Raw genomic sequence first — 14822 nt, 5'->3', positions numbered from 1 at the left:
TCTGCAGGTCCAGCCCGCCAAGCGCCGTGATCTTTTTCTCATAGTCCAGGCAAAAGGCGGCCACCGCATCCTGGTCAAGCGTACCATCCGGGATGTGCACGTTCTTTTGATCGATATCTACATGGCTGAACAGGTTCTCGTTCATGAACGTTACATAGCTCTGCGCCGCATTGGGCTGCATCGGGTAGTACTCGTCCAGGTTAAAGGTGGTCACGTTCTTAAAGCTCAGCCCTTCTTCCCGGTGCTGGCGCACCAGCTCGGCATATACGCCAACAGGCGTTACGCCGGTGGCAAGGCCCAGCACCGTCTGCTCGCCTTTGGCTGTTTTCGCTTTTATCAGCCTGGCTATCCGCTGCGCTACCGCCAGCGAGGCTTCTTTCTGATTGCCATACACCGTTACCGGCAACTTCTCGTATCGCGTCTCTTCTAGTAAATTTAATCTGGCCATTTTTTTGGTTGGGTTGTATCCGTAGCCGCAAATCCAATTACTTAGGATTCATGACTAACGGCTTTAGACTTAGAAAATTTGGTGAAAACAAATATATCAGATATGTTTATAATTTGACTAATATTTTAACTTTTGTACATACCTTAACATTTAGGTAATTTAAGCCCCATGTCAGCTCTTAACACAAACCTGGAGAATCTCTTAAACATCGCCCAAAAAAAAGAAAAAATGGGGATTGGTTTAATGTCGGGCACCTCGCTCGACGGGCTTGATATTGCCTTGTGCCGCTTTACAGGCAGCGGACTTCAAACCAAATTTTCGCTAATTAACTTTATAACTATCCCTTACATAGATGCCTTTAAAAAGGAGGTACAACAGGTTTTTGCACATAAAGAAACCAGCCTTGAAAAAGTTTGCCTGCTTAATGAATACATCGGCAGCTTTCACGGAGAATTAATATTGCAGGCACTTGAAGAATGGAATATTAAAGCTGCGGAGGTGGATTTTATAGCCAGCCACGGGCAGACAATTTATCATGCACCCAGGCGCTTGCATAAACAGGAGGGCTACCTAAACGCTACCCTGCAAATTGGTGATGGCGATCATTTGGCAGTAAAAACGGGGATATTAACCATCAGTGATTTCAGGCAAAAGCATATTGCAGCGGGGGGAGAAGGTGCCCCTTTAGCTTTATATGGCGATGTATTGCTGGGCAGCAAACCTGGCGAAAACAGGATCCTGCTGAATATTGGTGGTATTGCCAACCTTACCTGGCTGCCCGCCGATGGCAATTATGCCGGCATTGTTTGTACAGATCTTGGCGCCGGCAATACACTGATCGATGCCGCCTGCCGTAAATATTTTAATAAGGCATATGACGAAGATTCAAAAATTGCCTTTTCAGGCAGTGTGAATAATGAGTTGTTAAATGCGCTGCTTCATCACCCATTTTTTGATGAGCCGGCACCCAAAACTACCGGGCCCGAACTGTTTAATTTAGCTTATGTTGAGGATGCACTGAGAAAGTCAAATACATCCGCTATCGGTAATGAAGACCTTATATGTACCCTAAGCGCATTTACAGCCCAAACAATTACTGATTTTGTTTCACAGCATTTTAAGGCTGATGACATTCAGATATTCACCAGCGGCGGCGGGGCGAAAAACAGCTATATAATTGATCACCTTAAAAAAGCATTGCCACAGGTTATTATTAAAGATACAGGCGAACTGGGCATTGATCCGGATGCAAAAGAAGCCATTCTTTTTGCATTATTAGGTAACGAGGCATTGTGCGGCGAACCTATGGCAATAGGAAATAACCCGGCGGTTTTAATGGGGAAGATCAGTTTTCCTTTGTGAAACTGTAAACTCATGCCAAATAATTACTGTTATGATATTATTACAATAGCCAAAGGGGCTTTACACTTTGAAGCCTTTGCAAAAGCACAAAGAAAAGTTTAGTATTGTAATTGCTTTAACAGAAACAATAAGCAGCTCATCAGCCCGCTTAAACTCCTGATAGCTTATCAAAATCATAAATATGAAAAAATACTTTATTGCCCTCGCAGCGGTTTGCTGTATAGCCGGATCAAGCCTTGCACAAATTGAGCCTGCAACTCAAAAAAACACTAACCCAATCTCAAAAAGCCGCATCTTATCAGTGGACTCGGCAGTAGTTACCAAACACCATGTAACTATAAAAGGGAAACTTATCCCTTACACCGCAACTGCAGGCAGCATGCCAATTTGGGATAATGACGGACGCCCTATTGCGGGGGTATTTTATACTTACTATGAAAGGGATGATGTTACTGACAGGGCTTCGCGCCCGTTGGTGATCTCATTTAACGGTGGTCCGGGTACACCTTCTGTATGGATGGAGATAGGTTATACCGGCCCGCGCCTGCTAAATATTGATAACGAGGGATATCCTGTTCAGCCATACGGAATTGGAGAAAATAAGAACTCCATACTTGATGTTGCCGACATCGTATACCTTGATCCGGTAAATACAGGCTACTCAAGAATAGTTAATAAGGACACCCCGGGATCCAAATTTTTTGGAGTAAATGAAGATATTAAATACCTGGCCGAGTGGATAAATACTTTTGTTACCCGTAAAAACCGCTGGGCATCGCCTAAATTTTTAATTGGCGAAAGCTATGGCACCACGCGCGCATCAGGGTTGGCGCTTGAACTGCAAAATTCACAATGGATGTACCTGAACGGGGTAATACTGGTATCGCCGACCGATTTGGGTATTGAGCGCAGCGGCCCGGTGCAGGCGGCGCTTAAGCTGCCTTATTTTGCGGCTACGGCATGGTATCATGGTACACTTGCCCCCGGGCTTCAGCAAAAGGAACTTACTGCATTTTTGCCGGAGGTTGAGAACTTTACCATCAATGAGCTGATCCCGGCCTTGTCTCGCGGCGGTTTTATTGATGATGCACAGCGTAGCGCAATTGCAGCAAAAATGTCCCGTTATACAGGTATTTCTGAAAAATTAATTATGCAGAATAACCTGGATGTGTCATACGATTTGTTTTGGAAAGAGCTATTGCGCGATAAAGGTTTTACCGTTGGCCGCCTTGATTCGAGATACAAAGGGATTGATAGGCAGGCTGGCGGCGAAAGTCCGGATTATAATGCTGAGCTTGTTGCCTGGCTGCATGCGTTTACCCCGGCAATTAATATTTACCTGCGTGATGAGCTGAATTATAAAACCGATTTGAAATACAATATGTTTGGCAACGTGTGGCCATGGGATGATAAAAACAATCATACCGGCGAAAACCTGCGCCAGGCAATCGCACAAAATCCATACCTGCACCTGTTGATCCAATCAGGATATTATGACGGCGCATGCGATTACTTCAATGCAAAATACAGCCTTTGGCAGCTTGACCCAAGCGGAAGGCTTAAAGACCGCCTTAAATGGGAAGGTTATAAAAGCGGACACATGATGTACCTGCGTAAGGACGACCTGCCTGCTGCTACAGAAAACTTAAGGAAATTTATCCTGGAATCAATACCGAAACCGGGAACACCTGCTAAATATTAGTCTTGAGCCGTTAGTCTCAAGTCTTGAGTAAAAAGCTTAATTCTTCTTCAAATATAAAGTCCCGGGCCAATTACATATATTGACCCGGGACTTATTACTTTAAACTCAGAACTAGTTCTTCAATCCAATCCTGTGGTTTGTATAATCAAGCAGAAACTCATTATCCGCAAAAAAGTCAATACTAAAAATAGTCCGCGGGTCATGTGTAAATGAAGGGTTTAACACCTGCGTAAGATTATCGTCAGTTGTGGTGGTATACTGGTAACTAAACCCGCTTGTGGTGGTAATGGAAACAGGCGTGTTTGCCGGCAGCGTTGTTTGGTTGGTGGTTGCATTGGGGTCTTCAATGTTGACAAATGCCGGTGTTCCGGTATCAAACAATAAGCTCCCCTGGATACTTTTACCATTATAATTTATAGTGGCCGGAATGTTTGGCGAATAACCTGCAGATGTGTGTGTAAGGGAATGCATTATAAAACCAGCTGAACTAAGGTCGTTAGGTACCAGGCCAATTGTAAGCAGGTCTGCAACATAAGTTCCACTGGTAGAATAAGCTGTTTTATTAAACTTTGAAAGCTTAAAACCTTGTGTTACGTTAGCTGCAGTAGTAAAATAACTCAGCGGACTTGCTATGGCAAGGCTGCTAAAGCTGGTATTAGGGCCAACCCCAAAAATATCATTTTCATGTGCCCCCAGTTTAGTTCCTGTTTTTGTATCAACTGCTTTATAGTATAAAAAGAAGGGGATTCGCTTAGTACTTACTGAACCGTTCGCGTCGCCTATGATTATTGTCGCGTAAGCAAGGTTCCCATATTCCTTTGTTCCGGCGGTAGCGTCGCCGTAGGTTAAAGTAGCGGTTTGCTTAGTAACGGTAATGCCGTTTACAACCAGCGAGTCACCGGTAATTGTTATACCCGAGCTTGTGATCATCGAGGCTGGGATCAGTCCCTCAGCATCCATTGTCATGGCTGATGAGCCGGTATCAAACACGGTGTAATAAGTATGTTTTACAGTACCAATCTGCGATACCGGAATAAACACCCTGCGATATATGGTGCTTTGTACTTCATACAAACCAAGCGTAGCAATAGGCACGGCCGTAGGCGCAGACGTATGATCCTTTTTACAGGATGTTATTAGCCCCGCTAAAACCAATCCCCCAACAATTAGCGGGAGATATCCCGCGTATATTTTCCCCATGTGTCAATTATCTGTTTTATAAATATTTAAGTGGATAACGAAAAATTGCTCTTTTATGTATAGCAAAACTTAAAAGTAGAAATTATTATAAACAATAGCAGTTAAACGCTAATTAAAATTAAGGCAAATTTATGGTTTATACGTATTTGATGTTGTTGCTGGTTGCGTAATTAAGCGATTTAGTTGCATAAAGGTTTAACCTGCACAATTACAAAACGAGTTATTTATAAAAGAAAGTGTATAATTATTATAAACTAGTGCCCGCGGCTTTATTCTATTCCCGGCCAAACTCTTTTCTCAATTCATCCTTCGCTTTTTCTAATACTTCCTTTTGTGATGCTTCCAGATTTTTACCGGCGCGGTTTATGTAAAAAGTAAGCATTGACATGGCAGAACGGTATGGTGCAGATTTTTTCCGGTCACTCTGCTCGGCTGACCTTTTTAATGACTTTGCTATTTTTTTAGGATCTCCGGATTCAAATATATTACCTTCAAGGTCAAGGGCATCACTATGCTTTGTTACATCTGCTGACCATTTTTTCTTTGTTGATGCATGTTTAGTTGCCATGGTAAGATGATTTTATGGGTATGATTTAACAATAATAATACCAAAGGACAACGTAATTGTTAACCGGCATTTGGAAGGATTGATAAAATTAAATTTAAAGACCTCTGATGGCATTCCCATAGCGATGGGTTTAATGGCGAGTAAGGAAATGTAATTGCCCCCTATAATAGCTAACCTATTGAAAAAACAATTCTGAATTAATTTAAGGAGTGTGCCCTTAACGCACTAATCATAACTGTGCCGTTCAATGTCATACTCGGATTGCGCCGATATTATCTTTTTCTGTTTGTCAATATCTTTGTCTAAATGGTGGTCATAAACATTTTTGGTTACCTCCATATGCCTTTCTTTATCCCGTTCGGCATAATACTCATCGGCCTCAGAAATTTTTGAAACTGCAACATCATAGGCTCCCTTTGGCGACATCAGCTTTACAAATACCGGCAAACATTCAAATAAAACGAACAGCCAGCTGATGAATGATTCGGCAAGAAAGGTATCCAGGTCACGGGTGCCATTCTCGTTATATGACAATTGCCCAAGAGCCCAGTTCCGGTCGGAAAAACCGGCCACATTCGAAAGGCTGTCGAGCTGGTGCTCGCTAAAGAGGCGAATATCATTCACGCCCTCATAGTTTTTACGGGCGCTCAGGTATTCATCCATTTTTGCCTGGTTGTCGGTAACGGTTTTCAGTCGGTCTTCCTTTTCCTGCAATACGGCCTGTTTTCCTTTTGCATAAGTGCCATAGCCCACAATGCCTGATGTTTGGTCGGTTTTATCGCCAAATACTTCCTGGTTCAGTTGCGCGCGCGAGCGGTTTATATCCCGCTCAAGCGAGTCCTTTTCTTTTTTAAGCTCGTTATTTTTACCCATCTCCATCGAATACTTTTCGGTATATGTTTTGGTGAGGGTATCAATCTTGCGGTGCTGCCCTTTTAAGTAGGCAGTTTTTAGTTTCTGACGGATCTCTTTGTCAAAGATCTTTAGTTCCAGGGGCCTCGATATTACTATCCCTATCATTATAGCCAGCAAAATACGGGGCGATGCCTGCAAAATTTGCTGGTTTGTTGTGCCTTGCTTGTCAATGCTTGATACAATGTACCTGTCCATATTAAAAATGGCCGTACCCCATAGCAGGCCAAATAAAATGGCAAAAACTACCGCAAACGCATTGCCGGCAAAAACAAAATACATGGCATAACCACCGGATAGTGAAGCAAATACCGCTGTAAAAAATATTGTAGCGCCAATGCCTACATATTTGTTATGCTCAAGGGGATATTTTTTTAAAGTACCTATATGGGCTCCGGAACAGAACCAAAAAAAGCGTGTAATACTCTTCATTAATATTATTTTCTGTGTACAAACATATATGAAACGCAGCAAGGCATTGAATGTTACAAATTTCAGACCTAAATATTTGAATGATAAGAATTACCTTTGAGTATTATTATAATCAGATCATGAAAGAAATTAGCGTACAGGAACTAAAAGAGAAAAAAGATAAAGGCGAAGATTTTCAATTAATTGATGTAAGGGAAGATTTTGAGTATGAAATGTCAAACCTTGGCGGACTATCAATCCCTTTAAGCGGTATTTTAATTGAAGCCGATAAAGTAGAAAAAGATAAGCCTGTAATAGTTATGTGCCGCAGCGGAAAACGCAGCGCAGCAGCCATAATGCAATTGGAGCAAAAAGGCTTTACCAATCTTTATAACCTGGAGGGCGGCATATTGGCCTGGGTTGAGCAAATTGACCCCACCATTAACGTATACTAAGCCATGGGTAAAAAACTGTTTTTAAATGTGTTTTATAACATAGGGATTTTTATATGCCTTATTACGGGGTATCAATATGGCTTTGCAGCAAATCCACCGCAATATGGTTATGTGGCAGCGGCTGTAGTAATTATTGCTATATTTATCGTGCTTAAGGTGAGGCTTCTGAAAGAAGTAAAAAACGCTCAAAAAAACCCTTAGCCCTCAAACTATGTTTATCGCAATTTTAGGGATCATTATGCTCGTTGTGGGCGTAGTGCTCAAACGCTCACCCGAACCCGCCAGCCGCTTTGCCGGTACCATTAACAAAATAGCCGTTTTAGTTATTATAGTGGGTCTGCTGTTATCTACTGTAAAAGTTATTGACGCAGGTAATGTTGGCGTACAAGTATTATTTGGTAAAGTCCAGGACCAAACATTGGAAAGCGGATTACATTTTATTAACCCGTTTGTAGATGTAACCAATTTTGACACCCGCACTCAAAATTATACCATGAGCAGCAAAACCGGCGAAGGGCAGGTTGAAGGGGATGATGCTATCCGTGTATTATCATCAGACGGACTTGAAGTTACTATTGATCTTTCTGTACTTTATACAATAAACTCTAAAAAGGCACCCTATATCCTGCAAAATATTGGCATTGATTATGAGCATAAAATTGTACGCCCTGTTACACGTACAGCCATCCGCGATAATGCGGTTAATTATGTAGCTGTTGATTTGTATTCAACCAAGCGTGGAGAATTTCAGTCTAAAATAAACAAAACAATCATTGATAATTTTGCCAGGAACGGCTTATTGGTACAGCAGGTTTTAGTGCGCAATATTAGCCTGCCTGCCACTGTTCGCGCCAGTATTGAATCAAAGATCCAGGCCGAGCAGGATGCGCAAAAAATGCAGTTCGTGTTACAAAAAGAGCGCCAGGAAGCCGACCGTAAACGTGTAGAGGCACAAGGTATTGCCGATTATCAAAAGATCCTGTCAACCGGCTTATCTGATAAGCAATTGATCTACGAAAGCATTAAGGCTCAAAAGGAAATTGCACTATCGCCAAATGCTAAAGTTATCATAATTGGCGGCAAGGGTGGAAACCCGATAATGCTGACTGATAAGTAATAGACACTAATTGGCACGAATTAAATCGAATTTCACGAATTGAGATAGCACTAACGTTCACGAATTGGATCGAATTTCACGAATTTGGATGGTTAGCTTTGACAGCTTTTTTAAAGTTGTCAAAGCTCTCCCGGCTTAATTTTACTAACTTTGATTATCGTGAGCGAATTAAAAGATCATATAGAGCAAATAAAACAGCTATGCAACGCGTATCATGTTAAATCCTTGTTTGCATTCGGGTCAGTTGTTTCGGATAAATTAAACCCAACAAGCGATATTGATCTGATAGTTGATATTGATAGTAAAGATCCTATTGATTACTCCGACAACTACTTCGCTCTAAAATTTCAATTAGAGAGCATCCTTAAAAGGCCGGTTGATTTGCTGGAAGATAAGGCCTTAAAAAATCCTTTTCTTAAAAAGCAGATCGATAATACCAAAGTGCTTGTTTATGGAAGATGAGATCAAAACCTGGCTTTCTGACATAAAACAGGCTATTAAAGAGATTAATGATTTTCTTCCTGACAAGAAAGATTTTCTTCGGTTTAAAAAAGATCTTAAAACTAAAAGGGCCATTGAAAGAAATGTTGAAATTATCGGAGAGGCTGCGAACCGCATTATAAAACAACAGCCCAATATTGCCATAACAGATATCAAAAAAATAATTGTTACAAGGAATCGCATCATCCACGGATATGATAGTGTTTCTGACGATATTATTTGGGCAATAGTTGTTAAACATTTGCCTGGATTGGAAAAGGAGATTAATGCTCTGCTAAAATAGATTTTAATTAAACCATTTCCCTAATTCGTGAAATTCGATTCAATTCGTGAAATTAGTGTCAATCTATTTAAAATACTCAGCATATTCCGCCGGAATCCCATCAATCTTCCTAATCATAATATCCTTATAATAAACTTCCGCGGCTTCGCTCTGGATCTGGATCTTGCCGCTTACCAGTGGTTTTGCTTCGCCGTTAACCATGTACCGGCTGTTTGACAGCGCCATCACTACCTGTCCGTTTACAATGCGGATGCTCTTATCGCCGTAAGTTATCAACTCAATTTCGTTCCAGCTGCCTTTCATCTCGGCATCCGTGCCTGCGTGACAAAAATTGCCGCTCCCGGTTCCCGAGCCAAATGCCATCAGAGTGCCGTTGTTATCAAAGTAATAATCTTTACCTTCTTTCCTCGCCTTAACATCTGAGCGTGAGCTGGCCTGCGACCAGTAATCGCCCATTCCTTTTTCGGCGATCTGAAATTCCTGGCTCAGCATCCATGTGCGCCAATACTCCACTCCGCATTTGCCTTGCGAATGGTATAAAACACCCGAATCCTTAACTTCATTTAAACGCGGCGCCCATTTTTTATCACCCCATTTTACTTTTAGCTTCAGGTCATAGTTATCATAATCCTTTTTGGTAAAAAGGCAGCCATATATATCGCCGTAGATCTTTAGCACTGGCTCGCCGTTTTCCATAATAACTGAAAATACTTTATCCTGATTTATGTTATAGCCAATAGGTTTTAAGTCATTACCATCAGCGTCTTTAGGCGCAGCTCCCTTATATCCGTTTGGAAATCTAAAACTTTGATAAATCTCCCAATTTGATAAATTTTTATCAAGCAACGGCGTCCATTCATTCTTTGGTGCAAACGAAGTGGAGCATACCAGGATAGTTATACAGCAAAAGGATACGAGAAGAGTTTTCATAATTTACAGAGGGTTATCAGGTAAACTTAATACAATAACTTTAAGCATTGCGCGTGATTGGGTACTAACAATTCAATTAGCTGCTGTTAGTGTCTTAATCCTAACCCCGCATCATCCCCCAACACCCACTTCCCATCCACAAAGTCCGGCATTTTATAAGGGTTGTTGCTGGTTAAAAACGGACCATCAAGATCTGCCCAATCACATTGGGGAGCAAGGGCTATGCCGGCAAGAGTGGCGCAGCTGGTTTCGCTCATGCAGCCTATCATCAGCTTTAAGCCAAGCTCTTTTGCTTTCAAGATCATTTGGTGTGCCTCATACATCCCGGCAGATTTCATCAGTTTGATATTGATGCCATGATAAACACCTTTTGCCTTTTCAACGTCGGGTAAACGCTGTACTGCCTCATCTCCAATTAAAGGGATCGGGCTGCGCTCGGTTAACCAGGCATTGCTATCGAGATCCGTTTTTAACATGGGCTGCTCTATCAGTAAAACGCCCTGCTCGTGCAGCCAATGGATCAAATCAAGACTTTGCTCCAAATCTGTCCAGCCCTGGTTGGCATCAACAAAAAGTGGTTTATCAGTTACCGAGCGGATGGTTTTTATCAGCTCCTTGTCGCTATCCCGGCCAAGCTTTACTTTGATGATTTTACAATCGGGTGCTTCCTTTACCTTTTGAATAATTACTTCGGGCGTATCAATGCCAATGGTAAAGCTCGTTGCCGGCATTTTTAACGGATCGGAGCCAAGCAGTTGCCAGCAGGGTTTATTTTGCAGCTTGCCGTCAAGATCGTGCAAGGCAATATCAATCCCGGCTTTAATTGCAGGGTTGCCGGGCGCAACGCTCTCCATGTAAGCTATTATCGTTTCAAAATCAAAAGGGTATTGAAACTGACCGGCATCTACCTTGCTCAAAAAATCAGTTGCGGTTTGAAAGCTCTCGCCCATATAAGGCACCATCGATGCTTCGCCGTAGCCGGTTTTGCCCTCGTGCTCAATTTGGATCAGCATTACAGGGGTTGAGGTACGCGAAAATTTGGCGATGGTAAAGGTGTGCTTCAGCAGCAGTTCGAAGGGTTGGTAAGTCAGCTTCATGTTAAATTCAAAGCTAAAATTTTCCTGTTGAATTTGATGCTTATCTTTGCGCCCATGGCCCAGGAAATTTATCATCCTTTTGAATCTTTTAAATTCGGTAACCGCAATTGTTTTTTAACCGGACAGACCCTGTCCTCCGAAGAAGAGAATGTGCAGGTTTTTCCGCAATGGCTGATGAGCCGTTACCAGCTGGAAGATAAGCCTTTTAAAATGCTTGATGAAAGCATGGCTACTTATAAGGATATTAAGATTCCCTGTGCAGCTAATGTAAACGCAGCTTACCTTGAACCCCTGGAAACCGAAATAGCCGCTGTTTTTGAAATTGGTTATGATGCAATAAAAGAGCTTGATGAACTGAAACTTTTTCAATGGGCCGGCAAAATGCTTTACGGCTTGATTTTTAATGAAGTACAGAGCGGGATAAAATTACAGCATTCAAAGGGCGAGGAGTTTAATATTTCGCAATCCATCATCCACAAGTTCAGCAATCTGCATTTAATGCTGCAAAGCCTTAACCTTCCCATTATTTTTGAAGATTTTAAGCCATACAGCATTTTTCTTTTTAAGGTTGATAACAATCCTGTTGAGTTTGGCTATCGCGATGAGATAAATACGCTTACCTTTTCGCTCCGCATCCGCGATTTTGGATTGGTAATTTGCCTGCAGGATAATGGCGTCAATTATTTATACCACAAGGAAGTGTATGATAAAATAAAAGATCAATTGCTTCATCCTATCCAGTTCGAGGAGTTTTGCGGACGGGTGTTTTACTCAGCTTATTTGTTTAACCGTTTGCCCGAATATAATGTGTTACCTGCCGGTGATGAGATCTATATGGAGGCCATGCCCCTGCGCGGCTTAAGCAGCAAACCTTTGTTTGACGATTGGCTGAACAAGATCTATAGCCAGGTGCTTGAAAGCTTCTGGAAAAACTGGGGCTTCCTGCTTTTGGAGATCATTAAAAACCCTGAAAAACCAATGAGCTTTTTATTTAATCCGGATGGCAGCCTGATCAGTGAAGCAACGATTGAACTCCCGCGGTAATTTGCTGTATAAAGCTGTTTACAATATGCGGGTTTAAAGCAATCGTTATCAGCAAACCACTCAAGGCGCCAAACATGTGGGCGTCATGATTAATGTTATCCCTTGAATATTTGGAAGCATAATTACAGTAAACCAGGTATAAAACACCAAATAAAGCGGACGGAATTCCGAAGGGAATTGGCATTATGTACATTTTAACTGTAGGCGCAAACATAATAAAGCCGAAAATAACAGCACTTACCGCCCCCGATGCGCCAAGGCTATGATACCATTCATCATTCCTGTGCTTATAAACCGTAGGCAGATCGCTCAAAATCAAACTTACGAAATATAGCACCCCAAATTGCCAGTGTCCCAAAACTGCTTCTAACTGAAAAGCAAAAAAGTAGTAGCTCAACATATTAAAAAACAGGTGCATCCAGTCGTTATGAATAAACCCGCTGGTAATCACGGTGTAAGTCCGCTGCCCGCGTGCTACACTGTAGGGATGCAGGATCATTTGAGCATAAGCGTTATCATTTGAAAACGCCCAAAGCGAGGTTAGTATAGTAAAAGCAAATATAACAGACGCCACCGGCGCTGCCATTAAATATTCCATCATTTCAAATCGAGTTTTGTATCTGTCAGCAACCGGCCAACAGGATAGCGAAGATATGTTTTTTCGAAATAGATAGAGTTGCGGTATACAAAGTTTAATTGTGCCCCGGCACTATTTGCCAGCTTTGGGTCCTTTGCTTTTGCATCTTCCAGCTTTTTCCTTAGATCAGTGTCTGTTTTCAGCATTTCGGCAGCTTTATCTTCAAACACATAATTGCTGAAATATTCCTTCTCCCCTAAAACCGAATCGAAAAAGTTCCAGGCGAAAAAAGAATCAACACCTTGCGGCTCCAGCGTTTCAACAATATAACGGTTAAGGGCCTGGTTAGTATACACCACATAATCGCCCTCGTAAAATTTAACCTTCATATCAACCGGGTTCAGCTTTACGTTGCTGTGCAGGTAATGCCCCTCAAAAGGTTTCTGCGGTGTTTTATAATCTTCAATATAATACATTTGCAAAGCAATGGTGGTATCATGCGTTAAGCGTTTCATTGCCACACTGTTCAGTTTAAACAGGTCGATTATTTTGCCCCACGCCTGCGGTATAACATACGCAAGCGGTTTATTAACCGAGTCGGTTGCTTTGTAGCTGTTCCAATACTTTATAGTTTTGGTATAGGGCTGGTTCCTGTCATAATACAATCGTTTAAGGCCGCTTATATCACTTGGTTTGTATAAAGCAGCATAGCCTTTAAAGGTTATAGTATCAACCTTATCACGGTCTACATCCCAATCCAAGGCAAAAGTTTTTTGCTTTACCACCTGCTCATCGGCTTTATGCTTTAACTCACCTATCAGTTTGGCATCGCGCTCATAAATATCAACCAGGTGCTGCTCAAAATCATACGTGGCGTAAACCCTTTTATCGAATGATTTAAGCATGTGAGTTTCGGTAATATAGCTGATGATGTTGCGTTGGGCCGTATACCCGGTTGCAAACCTCGGTGTTTCCAAAAAGCTCACAATGCCCGAATCCGGCAAACCTCTTTCACCGGCACCATAAGGAATCATTTCATACCCGCTTTTCTTCATCCTTTTATAAAGCTCGGGCGTTAATGTCTTGGAGGTATAATCGGCCAGTATTGGGTTTTGCTTATCTTTTTGAGTCTCAATCAGCGTCATTACATACTGGTAGTCTGCGCCGTCACTGGTGTGGTTATCTAAAAACACTTCGGGCTTCCAGGTATTTACTATCTGCTCAAAAGCCAAAGCGTTGCGACTATCGGCCTTTATAAAATCGCGGTTCAGGTCAAGGTTGCGGTAATTGCCCCTGAAGCCGTAGGCACGCGGCCCGTTCTGACTAACACGGCTCAATCCCCTGTTCATACTGCCATCAATATTGTAAAGAGCGATCATACAGATCACCACATTTTTTGGCAACGCATTTTTTTTAAGCAGATCGCGGGCAAACATCATGCTGGCATCAATACCCTCCGGTTCGCCGGGATGAATGCCGTTATTTATCAGCAGTACTCTTTTATTTTGCTTTTTTATCAGTGCAGGATCAAACACCTTATCGCGCGATAATACTACCAGCGTTAAAGGTTTGCCAATATCCGTTGTGCCATAGTTAAACAACCTCATTTGCGGATTGGCGATGCTTAATTTTTTATAATAAGCAATCACCTCGCTATAGGTTGCGGTATAGTTTTTATCCTTACTTAATTCAAATGGCGTTAATTGGGCATTGGCGTTAAAAAAAATAAAACAGGTGAGCAGTGCTGATAAAAGTGTTTTCATGAAAAGGGCTTTTGGCAAATATAATTAGCGGGGCTTAATAAAAATGTATCTTATCGGTTACCTGAGATGATTTCAGAAAAAAAAGAGTATAAGGGTGAGCATTGTCAGGGATGTCATGGTGAGCCTGTCGAACCACGACGCGGGTTAAGGCCTGTCCGCCATGCTTCACCGCTATATTACACTACCCGGCAACTACATATTGTTCTTTGACAAACCAGGCAATAAATGCCAATCCCCGTTAATAATGGCTTCTTTCTTTGCTCTCCGCCATCCTTTAACTTGTTTTTCAAATGCTATTGCCTGGTTAACATCATTAAACATTTCGTAAAAAACCATTTTTACCGGTCTTCTTTTAAAAGTATAAGCTTTAGGGTCAATACCTGTTTGATGATCATATAATCTACTTTCCAAATTATTGGTAATACCTGTATAATAGGAATTATCCCTGCAAA

Annotated in this window: 17 protein-coding genes; 8 read left to right on the top strand and 9 right to left on the bottom strand. The window is 41.8% G+C overall.

What is annotated here, in order from left to right; translation table 11 throughout:
• A partial coding sequence (locus JWQ54_RS20435; RefSeq protein ID WP_299588693.1) for a 6-phosphogluconolactonase occupies positions 1-448 on the bottom strand: 448 nt, incomplete at its 3' end.
• Between the two features lie 168 nt (positions 449-616).
• Here JWQ54_RS20435 and JWQ54_RS20430 point away from each other — a divergent pair.
• Entirely contained in the window at positions 617-1810 is a 1194-nt protein-coding gene (locus JWQ54_RS20430) for an anhydro-N-acetylmuramic acid kinase (protein ID WP_299588691.1), read from the top strand.
• 181 nt (positions 1811-1991) lie between these two features.
• Complete coding sequence (locus tag JWQ54_RS20425) at positions 1992-3512, top strand: carboxypeptidase (RefSeq protein ID WP_299588688.1); 1521 nt, start codon at positions 1992-1994, stop codon at positions 3510-3512.
• Positions 3513-3623: 111 nt separating this feature from the next.
• On the opposite strand, the gene JWQ54_RS20420 is transcribed toward JWQ54_RS20425, so the two are convergent.
• From JWQ54_RS20420 to JWQ54_RS20410, 3 genes are all read right to left on the bottom strand, one after another.
• Entirely contained in the window at positions 3624-4712 is a 1089-nt protein-coding gene (locus JWQ54_RS20420; protein WP_299588686.1) for a hypothetical protein, read from the bottom strand.
• Between the two features lie 274 nt (positions 4713-4986).
• Positions 4987-5280 carry a DUF3175 domain-containing protein gene (locus tag JWQ54_RS20415; RefSeq protein WP_299588683.1) on the bottom strand — a complete coding sequence of 98 codons (294 nt, stop codon included), beginning with the start codon at positions 5278-5280 and terminating at the stop codon, positions 4987-4989.
• A gap of 225 nt (positions 5281-5505) precedes the next feature.
• Complete coding sequence (locus JWQ54_RS20410; protein WP_299588680.1) at positions 5506-6624, bottom strand: DUF4407 domain-containing protein; 1119 nt, start codon at positions 6622-6624, stop codon at positions 5506-5508.
• Positions 6625-6743: 119 nt separating this feature from the next.
• Between JWQ54_RS20410 and JWQ54_RS20405 the strand changes: the two genes are divergently transcribed.
• The 5 genes from JWQ54_RS20405 (at position 6744) to JWQ54_RS20385 (ending at position 8959) form a co-directional block, all read left to right on the top strand.
• Positions 6744-7058 (top strand): rhodanese-like domain-containing protein, encoded by a 315-nt coding sequence (locus JWQ54_RS20405; RefSeq protein WP_299588678.1) that lies wholly within the window; start codon positions 6744-6746, stop codon positions 7056-7058.
• 3 nt (positions 7059-7061) lie between these two features.
• Positions 7062-7259, top strand: a complete 198-nt coding sequence (locus JWQ54_RS20400; RefSeq protein ID WP_299588676.1) for a DUF6358 family protein — start codon at positions 7062-7064, stop codon at positions 7257-7259.
• Positions 7260-7269: 10 nt separating this feature from the next.
• Positions 7270-8175 carry a prohibitin family protein gene (locus JWQ54_RS20395; protein ID WP_299588673.1) on the top strand — a complete coding sequence of 302 codons (906 nt, stop codon included), beginning with the start codon at positions 7270-7272 and terminating at the stop codon, positions 8173-8175.
• Between the two features lie 159 nt (positions 8176-8334).
• Positions 8335-8637 carry a nucleotidyltransferase domain-containing protein gene (locus JWQ54_RS20390; RefSeq protein ID WP_299588670.1) on the top strand — a complete coding sequence of 101 codons (303 nt, stop codon included), beginning with the start codon at positions 8335-8337 and terminating at the stop codon, positions 8635-8637.
• Positions 8627-8959, top strand: coding sequence for a HepT-like ribonuclease domain-containing protein (locus JWQ54_RS20385; protein WP_299588700.1), 333 nt, complete (start codon positions 8627-8629; stop codon positions 8957-8959). Before JWQ54_RS20390 ends, JWQ54_RS20385 begins: the two co-directional genes overlap by 11 nt.
• A 63-nt stretch (positions 8960-9022) precedes the next feature.
• Here the strand turns inward: JWQ54_RS20385 and JWQ54_RS20380 are convergent, their stop codons facing one another.
• Complete coding sequence (locus JWQ54_RS20380) at positions 9023-9889, bottom strand: DUF1080 domain-containing protein (protein WP_299588668.1); 867 nt, start codon at positions 9887-9889, stop codon at positions 9023-9025.
• Positions 9890-9975: 86 nt separating this feature from the next.
• Entirely contained in the window at positions 9976-10986 is a 1011-nt protein-coding gene (locus JWQ54_RS20375; protein ID WP_299588698.1) for a dipeptide epimerase, read from the bottom strand.
• A gap of 54 nt (positions 10987-11040) precedes the next feature.
• Here JWQ54_RS20375 and JWQ54_RS20370 point away from each other — a divergent pair, with 54 nt between their 5' ends.
• Positions 11041-12030 (top strand): hypothetical protein, encoded by a 990-nt coding sequence (locus JWQ54_RS20370; RefSeq protein WP_299588667.1) that lies wholly within the window; start codon positions 11041-11043, stop codon positions 12028-12030.
• On the opposite strand, the gene JWQ54_RS20365 is transcribed toward JWQ54_RS20370, so the two are convergent.
• The 3 genes from JWQ54_RS20365 to JWQ54_RS20355 form a co-directional block, all read right to left on the bottom strand.
• Complete coding sequence (locus JWQ54_RS20365) at positions 11999-12631, bottom strand: rhomboid family intramembrane serine protease (protein WP_367187122.1); 633 nt, start codon at positions 12629-12631, stop codon at positions 11999-12001. The genes JWQ54_RS20370 and JWQ54_RS20365 overlap by 32 nt on opposite strands.
• A complete protein-coding gene (locus tag JWQ54_RS20360; protein ID WP_299588665.1) occupies positions 12628-14370 on the bottom strand; it encodes a M14 family zinc carboxypeptidase in 1743 nt (580 codons plus the stop codon). The genes JWQ54_RS20365 and JWQ54_RS20360 overlap by 4 nt, the downstream gene beginning before the upstream one ends.
• Positions 14371-14562: 192 nt before the next feature.
• A partial coding sequence (locus JWQ54_RS20355) for a GIY-YIG nuclease family protein (protein ID WP_299588662.1) occupies positions 14563-14822 on the bottom strand: 260 nt, incomplete at its 5' end.

Origin of the sequence: Mucilaginibacter sp. (assembly GCF_028288225.1) — a bacterium.
Lineage (GTDB): Bacteria > Bacteroidota > Bacteroidia > Sphingobacteriales > Sphingobacteriaceae > Mucilaginibacter.
The sequence above is the reverse complement of the archived record's forward strand: the minus strand, read 5'-3'. Positions and strand labels throughout refer to the sequence as shown.

Bases quoted from the DNA above. Each gene is read 5' to 3' on its own strand.
- JWQ54_RS20430 (WP_299588691.1), top strand. From the start codon at position 617: ATGTCAGCTCTTAACACAAACCTGGAGAATCTCTTAAACATCGCCCAA.
- JWQ54_RS20425 (WP_299588688.1), top strand. From the start codon at position 1,992: ATGAAAAAATACTTTATTGCCCTCGCAGCGGTTTGCTGTATAGCCGGA.
- JWQ54_RS20420 (WP_299588686.1), bottom strand. From the start codon at position 4,712: ATGGGGAAAATATACGCGGGATATCTCCCGCTAATTGTTGGGGGATTG.
- JWQ54_RS20415 (WP_299588683.1), bottom strand. From the start codon at position 5,280: ATGGCAACTAAACATGCATCAACAAAGAAAAAATGGTCAGCAGATGTA.
- JWQ54_RS20410 (WP_299588680.1), bottom strand. From the start codon at position 6,624: ATGAAGAGTATTACACGCTTTTTTTGGTTCTGTTCCGGAGCCCATATA.
- JWQ54_RS20405 (WP_299588678.1), top strand. From the start codon at position 6,744: ATGAAAGAAATTAGCGTACAGGAACTAAAAGAGAAAAAAGATAAAGGC.
- JWQ54_RS20400 (WP_299588676.1), top strand. From the start codon at position 7,062: ATGGGTAAAAAACTGTTTTTAAATGTGTTTTATAACATAGGGATTTTT.
- JWQ54_RS20395 (WP_299588673.1), top strand. From the start codon at position 7,270: ATGTTTATCGCAATTTTAGGGATCATTATGCTCGTTGTGGGCGTAGTG.
- JWQ54_RS20385 (WP_299588700.1), top strand. From the start codon at position 8,627: ATGGAAGATGAGATCAAAACCTGGCTTTCTGACATAAAACAGGCTATT.
- JWQ54_RS20380 (WP_299588668.1), bottom strand. From the start codon at position 9,889: ATGAAAACTCTTCTCGTATCCTTTTGCTGTATAACTATCCTGGTATGC.
- JWQ54_RS20375 (WP_299588698.1), bottom strand. From the start codon at position 10,986: ATGAAGCTGACTTACCAACCCTTCGAACTGCTGCTGAAGCACACCTTT.
- JWQ54_RS20370 (WP_299588667.1), top strand. From the start codon at position 11,041: ATGGCCCAGGAAATTTATCATCCTTTTGAATCTTTTAAATTCGGTAAC.
- JWQ54_RS20365 (WP_367187122.1), bottom strand. From the start codon at position 12,631: ATGATGGAATATTTAATGGCAGCGCCGGTGGCGTCTGTTATATTTGCT.
- JWQ54_RS20360 (WP_299588665.1), bottom strand. From the start codon at position 14,370: ATGAAAACACTTTTATCAGCACTGCTCACCTGTTTTATTTTTTTTAAC.